The organism is Salinivibrio sp. PR932, from assembly GCF_001996125.1.
GTDB classification, from domain to species: domain Bacteria; phylum Pseudomonadota; class Gammaproteobacteria; order Enterobacterales; family Vibrionaceae; genus Salinivibrio; species Salinivibrio proteolyticus.
Window position 1 is genome coordinate 46,540 of record NZ_MUFM01000018.1, and the last position, 16,760, is coordinate 63,299.

Annotated in this window: 16 protein-coding genes; 7 read left to right on the forward strand and 9 right to left on the reverse strand. The window is 51.7% G+C overall.

Annotation, left to right across the window (positions count from 1 at the left end; genetic code table 11):
* Positions 1–23 precede the first annotated feature (23 nt).
* Positions 24–2,036 (forward strand): TonB-dependent receptor domain-containing protein, encoded by a 2,013-nt coding sequence (locus BZG84_RS10225; protein WP_077678172.1) that lies wholly within the window; start codon positions 24–26, stop codon positions 2,034–2,036.
* A 52-nt stretch (positions 2,037–2,088) separates the two neighbouring features.
* On the forward strand, positions 2,089–2,373 hold the full coding sequence (locus tag BZG84_RS10230) for a DUF2218 domain-containing protein (RefSeq protein WP_241825778.1): 285 nt from the start codon (positions 2,089–2,091) through the stop codon (positions 2,371–2,373).
* Here BZG84_RS10230 and ykgO read toward each other — a convergent pair.
* Together ykgO and BZG84_RS10240 are read right to left on the reverse strand one after the other, a co-directional pair.
* On the reverse strand, positions 2,370–2,513 hold the full coding sequence (ykgO, locus tag BZG84_RS10235) for a type B 50S ribosomal protein L36 (RefSeq protein ID WP_077479087.1): 144 nt from the start codon (positions 2,511–2,513) through the stop codon (positions 2,370–2,372). The genes BZG84_RS10230 and ykgO overlap by 4 nt on opposite strands.
* Positions 2,510–2,779: a type B 50S ribosomal protein L31 gene (locus tag BZG84_RS10240; protein WP_077479088.1), complete on the reverse strand. Its 270-nt coding sequence runs from the start codon at positions 2,777–2,779 to the stop codon at positions 2,510–2,512. Before BZG84_RS10240 ends, ykgO begins: the two co-directional genes overlap by 4 nt.
* Positions 2,780–3,191: 412 nt before the next feature.
* On the opposite strand from BZG84_RS10240, the gene BZG84_RS10245 reads away from it, so the two are divergent.
* Positions 3,192–4,502, forward strand: coding sequence for an anaerobic C4-dicarboxylate transporter family protein (locus tag BZG84_RS10245; RefSeq protein ID WP_077479089.1), 1,311 nt, complete (start codon positions 3,192–3,194; stop codon positions 4,500–4,502).
* 74 nt (positions 4,503–4,576) lie between these two features.
* On the opposite strand, the gene aspA is transcribed toward BZG84_RS10245, so the two are convergent.
* Positions 4,577–6,028: an aspartate ammonia-lyase gene (gene aspA, locus BZG84_RS10250; protein ID WP_420876441.1), complete on the reverse strand. Its 1,452-nt coding sequence runs from the start codon at positions 6,026–6,028 to the stop codon at positions 4,577–4,579.
* 306 nt (positions 6,029–6,334) lie between these two features.
* On the opposite strand from aspA, the gene BZG84_RS10255 reads away from it, so the two are divergent.
* Positions 6,335–6,850 (forward strand): FxsA family protein, encoded by a 516-nt coding sequence (locus BZG84_RS10255; protein ID WP_077456074.1) that lies wholly within the window; start codon positions 6,335–6,337, stop codon positions 6,848–6,850.
* A gap of 69 nt (positions 6,851–6,919) precedes the next feature.
* Here BZG84_RS10255 and BZG84_RS10260 read toward each other — a convergent pair whose 3' ends face one another.
* Genes BZG84_RS10260 through BZG84_RS10275 form a run of 4 tightly spaced genes read right to left on the reverse strand, consistent with a single transcriptional unit; the run spans position 6,920 to position 11,709 of the window.
* Positions 6,920–8,878, reverse strand: coding sequence for an acetoacetate--CoA ligase (locus BZG84_RS10260; protein WP_077678173.1), 1,959 nt, complete (start codon positions 8,876–8,878; stop codon positions 6,920–6,922).
* A 9-nt stretch (positions 8,879–8,887) separates the two neighbouring features.
* Positions 8,888–9,508 carry a maleylacetoacetate isomerase gene (gene maiA, locus BZG84_RS10265; RefSeq protein ID WP_077479092.1) on the reverse strand — a complete coding sequence of 207 codons (621 nt, stop codon included), beginning with the start codon at positions 9,506–9,508 and terminating at the stop codon, positions 8,888–8,890.
* 60 nt (positions 9,509–9,568) lie between these two features.
* Positions 9,569–10,555: a fumarylacetoacetate hydrolase family protein gene (locus BZG84_RS10270; RefSeq protein ID WP_077479093.1), complete on the reverse strand. Its 987-nt coding sequence runs from the start codon at positions 10,553–10,555 to the stop codon at positions 9,569–9,571.
* Positions 10,556–10,569: 14 nt separating this feature from the next.
* Complete coding sequence (locus BZG84_RS10275; protein ID WP_077479094.1) at positions 10,570–11,709, reverse strand: homogentisate 1,2-dioxygenase; 1,140 nt, start codon at positions 11,707–11,709, stop codon at positions 10,570–10,572.
* A 247-nt stretch (positions 11,710–11,956) separates the two neighbouring features.
* On the opposite strand from BZG84_RS10275, the gene BZG84_RS10280 reads away from it, so the two are divergent.
* On the forward strand, positions 11,957–12,430 hold the full coding sequence (locus BZG84_RS10280) for a MarR family winged helix-turn-helix transcriptional regulator (RefSeq protein WP_077479095.1): 474 nt from the start codon (positions 11,957–11,959) through the stop codon (positions 12,428–12,430).
* Here the strand turns inward: BZG84_RS10280 and BZG84_RS10285 are convergent.
* Positions 12,400–13,749, reverse strand: coding sequence for an MATE family efflux transporter (locus tag BZG84_RS10285; RefSeq protein ID WP_077479096.1), 1,350 nt, complete (start codon positions 13,747–13,749; stop codon positions 12,400–12,402). The two genes, BZG84_RS10280 and BZG84_RS10285, sit on opposite strands and share 31 nt — an antisense overlap.
* A 219-nt stretch (positions 13,750–13,968) precedes the next feature.
* On the opposite strand from BZG84_RS10285, the gene BZG84_RS10290 reads away from it, so the two are divergent.
* Positions 13,969–14,259 carry a co-chaperone GroES gene (locus BZG84_RS10290; RefSeq protein ID WP_069586954.1) on the forward strand — a complete coding sequence of 97 codons (291 nt, stop codon included), beginning with the start codon at positions 13,969–13,971 and terminating at the stop codon, positions 14,257–14,259.
* 43 nt (positions 14,260–14,302) lie between these two features.
* A complete protein-coding gene (gene groL, locus BZG84_RS10295) occupies positions 14,303–15,949 on the forward strand; it encodes a chaperonin GroEL (RefSeq protein ID WP_077456079.1) in 1,647 nt (548 codons plus the stop codon).
* Between the two features lie 78 nt (positions 15,950–16,027).
* On the opposite strand, the gene BZG84_RS10300 is transcribed toward groL, so the two are convergent.
* The gene (locus tag BZG84_RS10300) at positions 16,028–16,360 is read right to left on the reverse strand and encodes an SMR family transporter (RefSeq protein ID WP_069586952.1); all 333 of its coding nucleotides are present in this window, start codon (positions 16,358–16,360) and stop codon (positions 16,028–16,030) included.
* Between the last annotated feature and the right edge of the window lie 400 nt (positions 16,361–16,760).

Genomic DNA, 16,760 nt, shown 5'->3' on the forward strand with positions numbered 1-16,760 from the left:
GTTACCCAAGAAGGAAATGAATTATGACGTTGTTACTTCCCGTCAAGGCGCGTCCGGCTTTGCTTGCGCTGAGCATTGCCAGTGCTTTGTGTCCCTCTGCGATGGCTGATAGCCCCGAAGGTGAAAGCATAGAAACGGTATCCGTGTGGGGCACAAAAGTGTCTAGCTCCTCCCGTTATCTGGGGGAAGCTGATCTTACCGTGAAGCAGCCCGATCACCTTTCTGACTTATTACGTGATATTCCCGGTGTGGATGTGGGCGGCACGCACTCGCTTACCCAGCGTATTAATATCCGTGGCTTTACCGAACAAGATTTGGATATCACCGTCGATGGCGCCTCACAAGGCGGTAAAATGTTCCACCACATCAGCAACCTCACTTTAAATCCTGACATTTTGCAGCGTGTTGATGTCGCGGTGGGCGCATCGTCGATTCTCACCAGCGAGCTGGGGGGCGCGGTCGCGTTTGAAACCAAAGATCCGTACGATCTCTTGCGTGCGAATGAGACATTTGGGGCACGCTTGAGTGGCGGTTGGGGCAGTAACGATTACCAACAAGGCTCATTGACCGTTTATGGGTTGTTGAGTGATGAATGGGATGCGATGGCATATATCAGCCGTTTTGATCGCGACAACTTTAAAGACGGCAATGGGCATCGTACCTTCGGCGGTGAAGGTGAGGTCACTAATGGCTTAGTGAAACTAGGTTGGGAGCCTGAGAGTGGGCATCGCTTTGAAGTCAGTTATGACAAGTACCGCGATAAGGGCGATTACCTGCCGCGTCCTGATATGGGCGTGAGCTTCAACCGCAATCGCACGGGCGAAATGACCCTGCCAGTGACCTACGATCGTGATACCGCGACGATCAACTATGAATATACGCCGTCACAAACCATCGAATTAAAAGCGCTGGCCTATTATAACCAGCTGTCACTCACCCGTGATGAAACCGAATTTGCGACCCACCCATTTCTGGCTGACCGCAAAGGCGTTAACGTGGCAGAAGACACGAATATTGGGGTAAAACTCAGTGTATCGCAGCGTATTGGCGATCATCAGCTCGCGTACGGTGCGCACTATGAAAACCAAGACAACGACACCCAATTTGCCAAACCGGGTGTACAGATTTTGGAGTCGGCCGACAAGATTGCGCTGTATGTGGAAGACAAGATAGCGCTGACCTCACGCTTTTCTGTGACGCCAGCGGTACGTTATGACAGCTTTGATCGTCGAGCGACCAGCTCGAGTCAGCGTTACGATGATGTGTCGCTGGCCTTGGGTGCAGAGTTTGTCGCTACTGACTATCTCACCCTGTTTGCCAACAGTCGAGAGCTGCACAAAGCGCCGCCATTGAATGAATCATTCACCACCACAGCACTGAGTGAAAGCGCGGATAAAGACTTGAGAGCCGAGCATGGCCGGACCGATGAAATTGGTATGCGCCTCTCGAATGCCGCGGCGCAAGAAGACTACTTGTTAACCGCCAATCTGACGGTGTATCGCACTGAGCTCGATGATGAAATTGTGGTGCGTAGTTACAAAGATGGCAGTGGTAACTGGGCTTATGAAACCACCAACCGTGGCGATGCCACCTATCGTGGCTTTGAGGCCAGTACCTATTGGGCATGGCAGCAGTGGACGGCGTCAGCCAGTTACAGTCGCACGGATGTGAGTTATTCAGAGGCGTATCAACTGGATCAAATTTTTGGTCGCGCTCGCCACCTCGGCGATACCCTTGCCTTGAATGTGGATTACGCGTTGAACAGCTGGGATGTGCTGCTGGGGTGGAACACCCAAATTCAGCGCTCGACCACAGTTCCTGATAGCAACTTGACCAAACCGGGCTACACAGTACACGACGTGTTCGCTCAGTGGCAACCAATGACGGTAGACGGGTTCACTTTGACGGCAGGGATCGACAACTTGTTTGACAGTCGCTATCGCTCGCATGCGTCAACGTCAGGTGAACGAGGCGCAGAAATTCTCGATTACGAGCCTGGCCGCAACATTAAATTGACGGCGTCCTATCAATTTTAACGCGATGAGGCTGGCATCTATGCCAGCCTACCAAGGAGAACGTATGCCGAGTATGACAACGATAATTGAGTCCGAGCATGCCCCACGTTACTTGCAGACCTTGTGTCGTCACTTTGGTCGCAAAGTCGAGGCGAGCTGGGATGAGCAAACAGGACGTGTGCATTTCCCTGCGGGTGTGTGCGATATGCAGGTGCAAGGGACCCAGTTGCGTGTTACATGCCACGCCGACGATGAGGCGAACTTGACCTTAGTGACTGAAACGGTCAGTAGCCACATCAAGATGTTTGCCCGCCGAGAAGCACTGCCCCATCAGTGGCAGTGCGTCGCAGACGCTTAGGCGCGTTTTTTCACCCGCCCCTGCACGGCTTTAAAACGTGAATTGGTTTTGCAAATAACAAACATGCGCCCGCGACGACGGACAACCTGACAATCAGGGTGACGCTGGCGGGCGCTTTTCAGTGAGTTCACGACCTTCATGACCTCTCCTTTTGGCTGCCACCAATTTGGCCAAACTTGCGGGCGAAGTGTGCCGCGCGTCCTTCTTTGTTTGTGACCCGCTGTTTACCCGTGTACACCGGATGCGATGCACTCGAGACATCGAGTGGAAAATAGGGATAGGTTTTACCGTCGTGCCACTCAATGGTACGTGACGTTTGCAAGGTTGAACCAATCATAAAATAGGTATCGACACTGGTGTCATGGAACACGACTTGTTGATACGGAGGGTGGATATCTTTTTTCACCGTGGAGTGCCTCTTGTCGTTGTATTTAATTGTTATGTTATATCATAACAATTAAATGTGAGGAAGCGGTGAATTGATCAATAACCCAACAGGCATTGGCGAAACAATCTGCGTTAAAGATCTCATTTTACGAACTTTTTGTTATGAAGGACGCAAAAGTGTTAGTTTTTATTACTTATATCAACACGCGTGTTACTGCTCACGGATAGCCTGTCATCCATGATGCTGCGCATGCGTGCACATCCCCTTCACGGAAGGCAAACATCATGATGATGCACAGACAAGGAACCGTCTCGACACTCATATCCCAATAACACTGGTTAACGTTGGCGACATCAGGGCGAAATGACAGACGATCATGGCGTTGGCTAGTAAGGAAATTGGGCCCAACTATCCAGAGTAGGAGAGCGTTATGTTTTTGGTTGAGTTTTTAGTAGTACTCAGCTGCATCTTGATTGGTGCCCGAATTGGCGGCATTGGTTTAGGTGTGATGGGCGGGGTTGGCCTCGCGATATTAAGTTTTGGGTTTGGTATGCAACCCACGCATCCACCGATTGATGTCATGCTGATGATCATGGCAGTCGTTGCCGCTGCAGCCAGTATGCAGGCAGCCGGTGGTCTCGATTTTCTGATTAAAATTGCCACGGGGATTTTGCGTAAAAACCCGCGTCACATTACCTTTATTGCCCCCTTAGTGACCTATGTCTTTACCATGATGGCGGGGACAGGACACGTTGCTTATTCCGTGTTGCCTGTGATTGCGGAAGTGAGCCGCCGTAGTGGCATTCGCCCGGCACGCCCATTAAGTATGGCGGTTATCGCCTCGCAATTTGCGATTGTGGCCAGCCCCATCGCTGCTGCTGTGGTGGCCTGCGTGGCCTTTTTAGAGCCACAAGGGATTACGCTCACCGATGTGCTGTCAGTGACCATTCCCAGTACCTTTATCGGTCTTGCGCTTGCGTGTGTGATCGTCAATAAGCTTGGCAAAGAGCTTAAAGACGATCCTGAGTACCAACGCCGCCTTCAAGACCCAGCATTTCGCGCAGAAATGGAAGCATCATCGACCGTGGAAGAGGTCGAGGTGACGCCGGAAGCGAAAAAATCGGTGACCTTATTTTTACTCGGGGCCATTACCGTGGTGCTAATGGGGGCGTTTCCTTCGTTGCGCCCAGCGTTTGACGGCGAGCCTCTTGGCATGGCGCACACCATTGAAATTGTGATGCTGTCAGTCGGTGCACTGATCATCTTGACCTGTAAACCGGATGGCAATGCGATTAGCCAAGGTTCGGTGTTTCATGCGGGTATGCGTGCCATTGTCGCTATCTTTGGTATTGCGTGGCTGGGTGACACCTTGATTGGTGGGCATGCGGATATGGTAAAAGACGCCGTGTCTGGCTTGGTTGAGGTGGCGCCTTGGACGTTCGCCTTTGCCTTGTTTGCGCTATCGGTCATGGTGAATAGCCAAGGTGCAACAACGGCTGTGCTGGTGCCAGTAGCGATTACACTGGGTCTGCCACCCTCAATTATCATCGCGACCTTTGTGGCGGTAAATGGTTACTTCTTTATCCCTAATTATGGTCCTATCATTGCTTCTATTGATTTTGACCGAACAGGGACAACTCAGATTGGTAAATATGTGTTTAACCACAGCTTTATGGTGCCGGGGTTGCTCAGTATGGTCTTCAGTATTGCCTGCGGTTTGTTACTCACTCAGGTGCTGTAAGCCAATAGAAAGACAGGTGAATAATAAAAAAGGGCGCATTGAGCGCCCTTGTTGATCAGATAACCGTTATTCACTTAGGCGTTAAAGCGTTTACCGCGATACTTGGGATGCATCAGGTTGTCGACGGAGAAGATGTCTTCAAGTTCTTCTTCGGACATTAACCCGCGTTCTAGCACCACTTCTTTCACGCTCTTTCCTGTTTCCGCACAAATCTTGCCGACAATATCGCCCTCGTGGTGGCCGATAAAGGGGTTGAGATAAGTGATAATCCCAATCGAGTTGTGCACATAGTGCTCGCACACCTCTTGGTTGACGGTAATCCCGCTTACACACTTCTCACCCAAGTTCCGGCAGCCATTCGCCAGAATGGAAATAGACTCAAACAGTGCCTGTCCAATCACGGGCTCCATCACGTTAAGCTGAAGTTGGCCGGCTTCGGCGGCAAACGTAATGGTGGTATCGTTGCCCATCACCTTAAAGCACACTTGGTTGACTACCTCGGGGATCACTGGGTTGACCTTGGCGGGCATAATGGATGAACCTGCCTGCATTTCGGGTAGGTTAATCTCATTGAGTCCCGCACGTGGGCCCGAGGAGAGTAGACGCAAGTCGTTACAGATCTTCGATAGTTTCACCGCCAAGCGTTTCAGCGCGCCGTGGACCATGACATACGCGCCACAGTCTGACGTGGCTTCAATCAAATCTTCGGCCGGGATACATGGCAGACCTGTGATTTCAGCCAGATGTTTTACCGCCAGTTGCTGATAGCCTTCTGCGGCATTCAACTTGGTGCCAATCGCGGTCGCGCCGAGATTGACTTCGAGCAGCAGTGCGGCGGTATATTTAATGTTCTTAATCTCTTCACGCAGTAGTACCGAAAAGGCTTTGAACTCTTGTCCGACCGTCATCGGTACTGCGTCTTGCAGCTGGGTGCGGCCCATCTTCAGTACGTGAGAGTAAGTCTCCGCTTTTTTGTTGAATTCGTTTTGCAGATAATCAATCGCATCCATCAATTTGAGAATGCTGTTGTAGACTGCAATTCGGAAGCCGGTGGGGTACGCACAGTTGGTCGATTGGCTCTTATTGACGTGGTCGTTGGGGTTAATCACATCATAGTCACCTTTCTCATGCCCCATCAGTTCAAGCGCAAGGTTGGCAATCACCTCGTTAGCATTCATGTTCACTGAGGTGCCTGCGCCGCCTTGGAAGACATCCGAGGGGAACTGATCCATGCATTTACCCGTTTCCAAAATCTGGTCACAGGCTTTGATAATGTAGTCACCGACATCAGAGGGGATCACGCCGAGTTCTTGGTTTGCCATCGCGGCGGCTTTTTTGGTGTAAACCATGCCGCGTACGAAATCGGGAATGTCTGAAATACGGGTACTTGAGATGGTAAAGTTCTCAATGGCGCGCAAGGTGTGAATACCGTAATACGCATCGGCTGGAACAGCGCGTTGACCGAGTAAGTCTTCTTCAAGGCGGGTTGCAGTAGTCAGCGTAGGGGTATCATTGGGTGTAATAATCGTCTGAGACATGTGTTGGCCTTAACATCAAAGTTATTATAATGATTAAAACGTCGCCACAAATTTTGCTGTAGAATCCATTCCTCAGAGATTTTGGCTGGATGTATCGTCTCTTACATCCTTTCGCCGCTATTAGAGCATATGATGTGGTGAAAAGGGCTGACACCGGTCACAGCACTAAGAGGAGGCGATAACAAAATGCGCTTTCTTGCCGCGAGATTCAAGCAGTAAATCCACTTTCCCGATTCGGCTTTTGCGTGATTTTGATGTTAGGATGAAAAGTGAATTTCCAGTGCGAGGTGAACCGTGTTTCCAGTTTTATTACTGCTATTTATTTTGGTGCCAGTGATCGAAATTGGCCTGTTTATTCAGGTTGGTGGCTGGCTGGGGCTGTGGCCCACACTGGCGCTGGTTTTGATTACCGCGTTTGTCGGTGCGTCTTTGGTGCGAAGCCAAGGCATTATGACCTTGGCTTCGGTGCAAGACAGGCTCAACCGAGGGGAATTACCCGCTCAGCAAATCCTTGAAGGCGTGATGCTGGCCGTCGCCGGTGTGCTGCTGTTAACGCCAGGTTTTATGACCGATGCGATGGGGATGTTGGTGCTTTTACCTGGGCCGCGAGCCGCGCTCGCCAAACAAGTGATGAAGCGCGTCACTGTGTCTCAAGCAGGCTTTAGCCAAGGTAGCTTCCATCAAGGGGGCAATGCGCAAGGTCCTTTTGGTGAGGATCCGTTCCGTCGCGGAGGCCGTGGTGAGGATGGCAATACCTTTGAGGGAGAATATGAGCGCAAAGATGACGATGATGACCATCGCCTGCGCTAAGCCATGTCGGGATTAAACTCAGCCAAAAGGCCGCATGAGGATGCGGCCTTTTTCGATCATGGCGTCAGCTTACTCGGTGAGCTCGGGGCGCTGGCGGTATTGGTCGAGTGATGCTGGGTTATCCAGTGCGCTTAACTGTGCCACGTCTTGGCCATGGACCACATCGCGCACCGCTAACTCGGCCAGTTTCCCTGACTTGGTGCGTGGAATATCGCTCACCTCGGCAATTACGGCGGGAACGTGACGCGGCGTGCACTGGGTGCGGATGGTTTTTTTGATGGTTTGCTTGAGTGACTCATCCAGTGTCACGCCGGCGGCGAGTTTGACGAATAGCACCACGCGGACATCATTTTGCCATTGCTGGCCGATGACCACCGAATCCATGATCTCGCTAAGCTGATTCACATGGCGATAGATTTCCGCCGTACCAATTCGCACCCCGCCTGGGTTCAATACCGCATCAGACCGGCCATAGAACACCATGCCACCTTGTGCGGTCAGGCGTACATAGTCACCATGAAACCAGATATCATCAATCTTGTTCCAATAGGCATTGTGGTAGCGGCTGCCATCGGTATCGTGCCAAAAGCCAACCGGCTGGTTGGGGAAGCTATTACAGCACACCAGCTCCCCTTTCTGCTCCTCGACCGCTTGGCCTTGGGCGTTAAACACTTGTACATCGAGCGCCAAGCCGCGCTTTTGGCTTTCGCCGCGATAAACCGGTGACAGCGGGCTGCCAAGAACAAAGCAGCCACAAATGTCGGTGCCACCCGCAATCGAGCTTAACTGAAGATCAGACTTTATCTTTTGATAGACATAATCAAACTGCTCGGGCGCAAGTACCGAGCCGGTCGAACACAGGACGCGTAGCGACGCCAGCGAGTAATCCTCTTTTGGCGCCACCCCTTGTTTTTCCAATGCCTCTAAGTATTTCGCCGCCGTACCAAAAAGGGTGATCTGATGCCGCTCGGCCAGTCGCCAAAGTACCCCCGCATCCGGATAAAACGGCGAGCCATCATAAAGCACTAAGGTCGCGCCACTTGCCAAGGCACTGACCTGCCAATTCCACATCATCCAGCCGCAGGTGGTGAAATAGAAAAAGCGATCGCCGGGGCGCACATCCGAATGGAGCTGATGCTCTTTCAAATGATTGAGCAATATCCCGCCCACCGAATGAATTATGCACTTGGGCTTACCCGTGGTGCCGGAAGAGTACAGCACAAAGAGTGGCGCATTGAACGCCACGCGGGTAAAGCGAAGCGGCGGCGCGTCCTTGGCTAATAAGTCTTGCCAGTTATCCACGCTAGCAGGTAAAGAAGGTCGATCGCCATCAAAAGGGATCACCACTAGGCGCTCAATGGCTGGTACGTTATCCACCACCTGCTGCGCTTTATTCAGGCAGTCATAGGTTTTGCCGTTGTAGTGGTAATGATCGGTGGTAAACAGCACTTTGGGCTCGGTTTGGCCAAAACGGTCTAACACACTGTCGACGCCAAAGTCCGGTGAGGTTGAGGTCCAAATCGCGCCCAGTGCTGCGGTGGCAAGCATCGCAATCACGGTTTCAGGCAGATTAGGTAAATAGCCGGCAATCACATCGCCTGGTTGAACGCCTTGCGTATCTAGGTAGTGACGGATGACCGCCACCTGATCGACGAGCTCGCGCCAAGTGAGGGTGCGTGCTACCTCATGCTCACCGCTAAAAATCATCGCTGGTTGGTCGGCATATTGCTCTGCGTGCTTGAGCAGGTTTTCGGCATAGTTCAGACGTGCGGTGGGAAACCACTGGCTATCCCGATTAGGGTGCTCGGGGTCGATATCGCACACTCTCTCGCCCGGATCGCCGATCACGCCGGAAAATTGCCATAATTGTTGCCAAAAATCGCCGCTTTGACGCACTGACCATGCATAAAGATCGTCATAGCCACTCAGCTGGGTGTCGTGAGTCTGATTCACGGCACGGATAAACGCGGCGAGTAAGGTGTGGGTTTGACGTTCCTTATCCGGCGCCCACAACAATCCGTCTTTCATGTCCTCTCCTTAGCTCTTATCAGGGTGTGCCTGTATAAATGCATCCAGCGTTTGGCATTGTGATTCAATGCGCGTCAAAGTTGGGTAGGCCGTTAAATCAAACGCAAATCGGCGTGCATTAAACAGCTGCGCGACTAAACAAATATCGGCCAAATTAGGCGCTTCTCCGCCGATAAAGGGGCTGTCTAATCCCTGTAGTTTGGCTTCCAAGCCATCGAACCCTTGTTTTAGCCAATGGTGATACCAAGTGATTTTGTCATCATCACTGTGGCCAAAGGGGCCGGTTAAGTATTGCAGAACCCGTAAGTTATTGAGTGGATGCACATCACAGGCAATATCGAGCGCCAGAGATCGGCACTGGGCTTTTTGCACTGGATCACTGGGGAGCAGTTTGACCTGTGGATAGCGCTCGTCGAGGTATTCGATAATGGCGAGCGATTGGCTCAAGGTGACATCGCCATCGACCAAGGTAGGCACTAAACCGGCGGGATTGAGCGAGCGATAGGCGTCGCTGTGCTGGTGTTTATCCAGCAAAGACACGGTTTCTCGTTGGTAGCTGAGGCCTTTAAGGCCAAGGGCGATGCGGACGCGGTAGGCCGCGGTCGACTTACTGTAATCATAAAGCAGCATACAAGCTCCTAGGCGGCGTCAACGTAAAGCGCGCCCAGAGGCACCAGGCGCGCATCAAGGTTACTCTGCGATGTAACGGGTCACAGTTTGCTCAATGGCGCCGAAAATAGACGCATTTTGGCTGTCGCGCATATCGATGGTGACGCTATCGCCAAAGGTCATAAACGGAGTTTTTGCCTCGCCTTGGTCGATAATTTCCAGCATGCGCTTTTCGGCTAAGCAGCAAGAGCCTTTACTGCGATCGGTATTGGAGACGGTGCCGGAGCCAATAATGGTCCCAGCGCTGACATGGCGGCTTTTCGCCACATGCGCGACCAGCTCGGCAAAATCAAAGGTCATATCCACACCCGCGTCGGGCGAACCGAACCATTCGCCGTTGAGGGTGACATGCATCGGTAGGTGGACTTTATGATCGCGCCAGTGATCGCCCAGCTCATCTGGGGTAACCGCCACTGGTGAAAATGCAGAAGCCGGCTTAGATTGGAAAAAGCCGAACCCTTTGGCAAGCTCGCCGGGGATCAGGTTGCGCAGTGAAACGTCGTTGACCAGCATCAGCAGTTTAATGTGTTGGCCCGCTTTGTCAGCACTAAGGTGCATGGGGACGTCATCGGTGACGACGGCAAGCTCGGCTTCAAAGTCACAACCCCACGCATCATCGACCAATTCAATCTCGTCACGTGGGCCGAGAAAGCCATCAGACATGCCTTGATACATCAGTGGGTCGGTCCAAAAACTCTCAGGCATTTGTGCGCCGCGTGCTTTGCGCACCAGTTCAACGTGGTTAACGTAGGCGCTACCATCCGCCCACTGATAGGCGCGGGGCAGTGGTGAGTCGCAGACACTCGGGTCAAAGGCAAAGGACTCACTGACTTGGTTGTCGTTGAGCGCGTCGTAGCGCTGAGTCAGTTTGGGCGCAAGGGTCGCCCAATTATCGAGTGCCGCTTGTAGTGTGGGCGCAATATCGTCGGCGTGGACGGCGCGAGTAAGGTCACGAGAGACCAAAATCAATTTGCCATCACGTCCGTGTTTGAGTGAAGCCAGTTTCATTGCTTTCTCCTTCGCTATTCTGCGTCACTTGGCGTGCGCCAAGAGTAAACATAATCGGTCAGCTCGGTGGCTTTCGCCGCGTCGCCCATATCAAGTGGCATGCGGGTATCGATCATCACCGCCACTTCATCGGTCTCTTTTTTCTGATGCTTTTTGCCCGCGGCGAACGCTTTTGGGTGAGGGCCATGTGGGAAGCCACAAGGGTGTAGGGTCACCATGCCGGCATCAATGTTATCGCGGCTGAAAAAGTCACCTTGGTGATAGAAAAGCACCTCATCATAGTCATCGTTATTGTGGTAGAAAGGCACCTTCAGTGCGCCAGGATCGGACTCGATCGGGCGGGGGACAAAGGTACAAATCACAAAACCTTGTGCGACAAAGGTGGTGTGCGCCGATGGCGGCAAGTGATAACGATGGCTCATTAATGGGCGGATATCTCGCCAGTTGAGTCGGAACACGGTGAGGTTACCCTTCCAGCCCACGGCATCGAGTGGGTTATAAGGATAAGTGACGCGGTTAAGCTGTTGGCGCGATTTAATTATCACCTGCCAGCTTTCGCTGTCGGATTGCTGGGCTTTAAAGCTATCGTCAATGCGTGCATGTTCTAACACTGCGGGGTCAAACACCGCATGTTCGCCGACAATGCCTCGTTCGGCGCTCATATAGGAGCCGTGTGTCGCTTCAATCATCAACAAGGTGGTGGCCTCATCCGGCACCAGTCGCCAGCTGGTGGCGCGAGGAATGATCAAATAATCGCCTTTGGTATAGCGCAAGTGGCCATAATCGCAATACAGCGAGCCTTCGCCCTGATGGACAAATAAGCAATCGTCGCCATCACTGTTGCGCACCAGATAAGACATGGCAGTATCGGTGCGCCATAAGCGAACCTGAACGTTGGCATTGGATAACAGCACAGGCGCATCCATTGGTGACGTGCCTTGAGTTTCAACTCGGTTGGTGTCAAAAGCATGCGGTCGCAATGGGCCTTCCCACTCGCTCCAGCCCGTCGGGGGATGGCGGTGATACATATGACTCGCCGGGCCAAAAAAGCCTTCCTTACCACACTCGCGCTCGTAGGTTCCCTCGGGAAAGTCGCAGTGGGCTTGACGTGAGGCATCCCCTTCACGAATGGGGAATGAAAACCACTTTCGCATAACTCGCTCCTTGTGCTGGGCGGCCGAGTTCACTGGGACCGCCAAATAGTTTCAAAAGAAACAATCTATCCGTTTATACTAGCGATCAGAGATAAGAAAAAGCAACGCACCGTTAACAAATATTTTACCTTGTGTGTTCAGTATTTTTGCCGCCTAAAAATCGTAAGTGTAAACAAAGCACTACCTTTGCATCTTATCGAAGCCTCTCGTAAAGTAGGCTATATGATTTCATTTGAAACTAACTGACATGACCCTTCCTCATTTAGCACTCGATAGCTTTTTGCCGTATAAGTTGGTCCACACGGCGGAGTTGGTCGCCGACAGTCTTGCGGCACGTTATGAAGCAGAGTTTGGATTGTCGCGTCCAGAATGGCGCGTGCTGGCCTCTTTGGGCGCACGGGATGGCGTGATGGCGAAAGATTTAGCCGCAGAAACACGGCTGGATAAAGTGAAAGTGTCGCGCTTGCTTACCCGTTTAGAGCAACATCAGTTGGTAGAGCGACGCGCATGCCAAGGTGATCAGCGCGCCGCGTTAGTCCATTTGACCGACAAAGGCCGCACCCATTACCAGACCATTGTTCCCAAAGTACTGGAGTGGGAAAAAGCCATGCTCGAGGGACTCAGTGCGGCGCAGTATCAAGCGCTTTATCAGGCGTTAGATGCGTTGCAGCACCGCGTTCAAGAGCTGGCTCAGACGGGCAATGATGCCGCGAGTGTCTGACGGCGCAACACCACAGCATACAGGTACGCCATAATACCGGCGAGCAGATTAGCAATGGCGATGCCCGCAAACAGACCATGGGTGCCGTTGACCATGCCGCCCAACCATGCACAGGGCACCAAGAAGACAAACAAACGGACGAGGTTGCAGGCGAACGAATGCAGCGAACGTTTCATCGCATTCAGGCCGCCGACCAATAACATCAAGGTGCCTTGTAAGCCGTAACTGGCCGGGACCACCATTAAATAGTGGGCAATTTCTTGTTGAACCCGCACATCGTCACTGAACAAATCCGCAATCAAATCGATAAAAGGCCACAGCGACAAGTACAAGGCAAATTGAAACAAGATGGCAAAGCGCATCGCGCTAAACAGCGCCTGAAAGGCCCGTTGATGGTATTGCGCACCAAAGTTTTGCGACATTAAGGGCGTGAGCGATGACGTCATCGCCATCATCACAATTAATAAAATGGCTTCAATGCGTTGAGCGGCGCCATAGGCAGCAACACTTTCTGTCCCCTGTGAGGCAAGCATCATCATTAAAATGGCACCTGCGGCCGGGTTTAAGGCATTGGTCATTCCAGCCGGCATACCAATTTTAAGGATCTGACGCACATCAGTCGCCAGTTTCGTCCATTGTGGCGCCATCAACAGTCGCTCGCGGCGGATAAGAATACTCAACGCGGCAACTAATGCCCCCGCCCAACTGACGGCGCTGGCGATGGCCGCCCCTTGCACTCCCAGTTCTGGAAATGGGCCCAAGCCAAAAATCAGTAAGGGGTCGAGCGCTCCATTAATCAGGCCGGAGACCATCATGATTTTTGCTGGGGTTTTTGTATCGCCCGTGGCGCGGATAGCCGCGTTCCCTGCCATCGGCACGACGAGCAATGGAATAGTGAGATACCACACCTGCATGTAATCGTGGATTAACGGCAATAAGTTATCGCTTGCCCCCAACGCTGAGAACACCGGATTGATGGTGGCGGCTCCTAACCAACCGACGACCATCACCATGAGTACCGCCAAGATCAAACCATGACTCGAGACCCGCGCGGCATCTTGATGATCACCCTGGCCGAGTAATCGCGCGACCAAGGCGGCAATGCCGACCCCTAATCCTAGCGTGATGGAGTTAACTGCAAAGGTGATGGGAAAGGTGAAGCTCACCGCAGCGAGTGCTTCCGTGCCAAGCAGTGAAATAAAGAAGGTATCCACCACATTAAACATGATGATCGCGAACAGCCCAAATACCATGGGCACGGTCATCTTACGCAATGTGAGGTTGATCGGGGCGGACAGCAGCCCGTGTTTGTCGTTCATAATCTCTGATCACTGGGTTGGGACGGCTTACCCTAGCGGATCGCACCTAGGTGAGGAAGCTGCCGGGTAAAAAAAATCAAAAAAATTGCTGTAAAACCCTTGGGAAAGAAAAAGGGCGTCCCCACATAGGGAGTTACATCAGGAACCGGACGCATGAACGGCCTGTGTGCATACTTACTTCATCAAACGGAACATCATTACTAATTCAGGAGACGACCGATGAACATTCGTCCACTACATGATCGCGTTATCGTTGAGCGCCAAGAAGCTGAGTCTAAATCAGCAGGCGGCATCGTGTTAACTGGTTCTGCTGCAGAAAAGTCTACTCGCGGTAAAGTACTGGCGGTAGGCAATGGCCGTATTCTTGAAAACGGCAACGTGCAGCCATTGGACGTTAAAGTGGGTGACACTGTTATCTTCTCTGAAGGCTTCGGTACTAAGAGTGAAAAAATCGACGGTAAAGAAGTCCTGATCCTGTCAGAAAGCGACATTATGGCAATCGTTGAGTAATTCATTTCACCTCCAATCAAGAACGTAAGAAAGGAATAGAATCATGGCTGCTAAAGACGTTAAATTTAGTGACGACGCGCGTGCGAAAATGCTCGAAGGTGTGAATGTTCTGGCGGATGCCGTGAAAGTCACACTAGGCCCTAAAGGTCGTAACGTTGTTCTAGACAAATCATTCGGTGCGCCAACTATCACCAAAGACGGCGTGTCTGTTGCCCGTGAAATCGAGCTGGAAGACAAGTTCCAGAACATGGGCGCACAAATGGTAAAAGAAGTCGCTTCACAAGCAAATGATGCGGCAGGTGACGGTACGACCACTGCAACTGTATTGGCGCAATCTATCGTCAATGAAGGCTTGAAAGCGGTTGCTGCGGGCATGAACCCAATGGATCTGAAGCGTGGTATCGACAAAGCGGTGGTTGCTGCGGTTGAAGAGCTGAAAAAACTGTCTTCACCTTGCTCAACCAGCAATGCGATCGCTCAGGTGGGTACTATCTCTGCCAACTCAGATGAGACTGTGGGTAAGATCATTGCTGAAGCCATGGACAAAGTAGGTCGCGACGGCGTTATTACTGTTGAAGAAGGTCAATCTCTGCAAGACGAGCTGAGCGTTGTTGAAGGCATGCAGTTCGACCGTGGTTACCTGTCTCCTTACTTCATCAACAACCAAGAAGCTGGCAACGTTGAGCTGGATAACCCATTTATCCTGCTGATCGACAAAAAAGTGTCTAACATCCGTGAGCTGCTACCAACGCTAGAAGCGGTTTCTAAAGCATCTCGTCCACTGCTGATCATCGCAGAAGATGTTGAAGGTGAAGCGCTGGCTACCTTGGTGGTTAACAACATGCGTGGCATCGTGAAAGTTGCTGCCGTGAAAGCCCCTGGCTTTGGTGATCGTCGTAAAGCGATGCTACAAGACATCGCGACACTGACTGCTGGTACCGTGATCTCAGAAGAGATTGGCATGGAACTGGAGAAAGTGACGCTGGAAGATCTAGGCCAAGCTAAGCGTGTCACTGTTACTAAAGACAACACCACCATTATCGATGGTGTTGGTGAAGAAGCCTCTATCGAAGCGCGTGTTGCTCAAATTCGTCAACAAATCGAAGAAGCGAGCTCAGACTACGACAAAGAAAAACTGCAAGAGCGCGTCGCCAAACTGGCTGGTGGTGTTGCAGTAATCAAAGTCGGCGCAGCGACCGAAGTCGAAATGAAAGAGAAGAAAGATCGCGTTGAAGATGCTCTGCACGCGACTCGTGCGGCAGTGGAAGAAGGCGTGGTTGCCGGTGGTGGCGTTGCGCTTATCCGTGCCGCTAGCAAAGTTGGCGAGCTGAAAGGCGATAACGAAGAGCAAAACGTCGGTATCCGTGTTGCACTGCGCGCCATGGAAGCGCCTATTCGTCAAATCGCGACTAACGCGGGTGACGAAGATTCAGTGGTTGCGAACAATGTGAAAGCAGGTGACGGTAACTATGGTTACAACGCCGCAACCGGTGAATACGGTGACATGATCGAAATGGGTATTCTTGACCCAACCAAAGTGACTCGTAGTGCACTGCAATTTGCTGCCTCTGTTGCTGGTCTAATGATCACCACCGAAGCAATGGTTACTGACTTGCCACAAAAAGACGGCGGTGCTGATATGGGCGCTGCTGGTATGGGTGGCATGGGCGGAATGGGCGGCATGATGTAATTGCCTTTCCCCTGAACAAGAAAAACCCAGCTTCGGCTGGGTTTTTTGTTTTAGTTCGACCGTCAGTGGGCGTGATAACTAGTGCGGAGATGCAGATGAAAATAAATTCATCACGGCCACACCGGCAACAATCAGCGCCATTCCAATCACCGCCGGCGTATCAAGCTTCTGACCGAAGACCAACCAACCAATGAGCGCTATCAAAGTCACACCGGCGCCAGCCCAGATGGCATAAGCAATACCCACAGGGATCGCTCGGAGTGTTAGCGCAAGCAAATAGAAGGAAAAACTGTATCCCACCACCACTAATACGGAAGGGACGAGCTTAGAAAAGCCGTCACTGTTTTTGAGTGATGCGGTTGCAATCACCTCTGCCACGATGGCAAACCCCAGAAAAAGCCAATGCTTCATATCGATGACTCCCTAGTGAGAAACAGAGCGACTATGCTACCAGCCCGAATGTATGATGTATGCCACATTTTATGGAAAGAGCAGAGGGTGGGTACTATAATAGTAAGCTTGGTAAGCGAAAGTTGGACGGTTTTTGCTGGTTTATTAAACAAAACGACCGTTTCTGTTCACTTTTTGCGCTAACGAAAAGTTTTTTGCAAAAAGGGGTTGCGGGAAAAACTGAAATCTCTATACTGCGCTTCCTGTCGACGGGGCAATGAGACGCAAGTCACGAAATGCCGACCACTAAATCGACACGCTCTTTAACAATTTGACCTATGCAATCTGTGTGGGCACTCGTTGAGAATAGACAAAAAGATTTATTCGATGAACTGAGTGACCAAACGACAACTTTTATAGT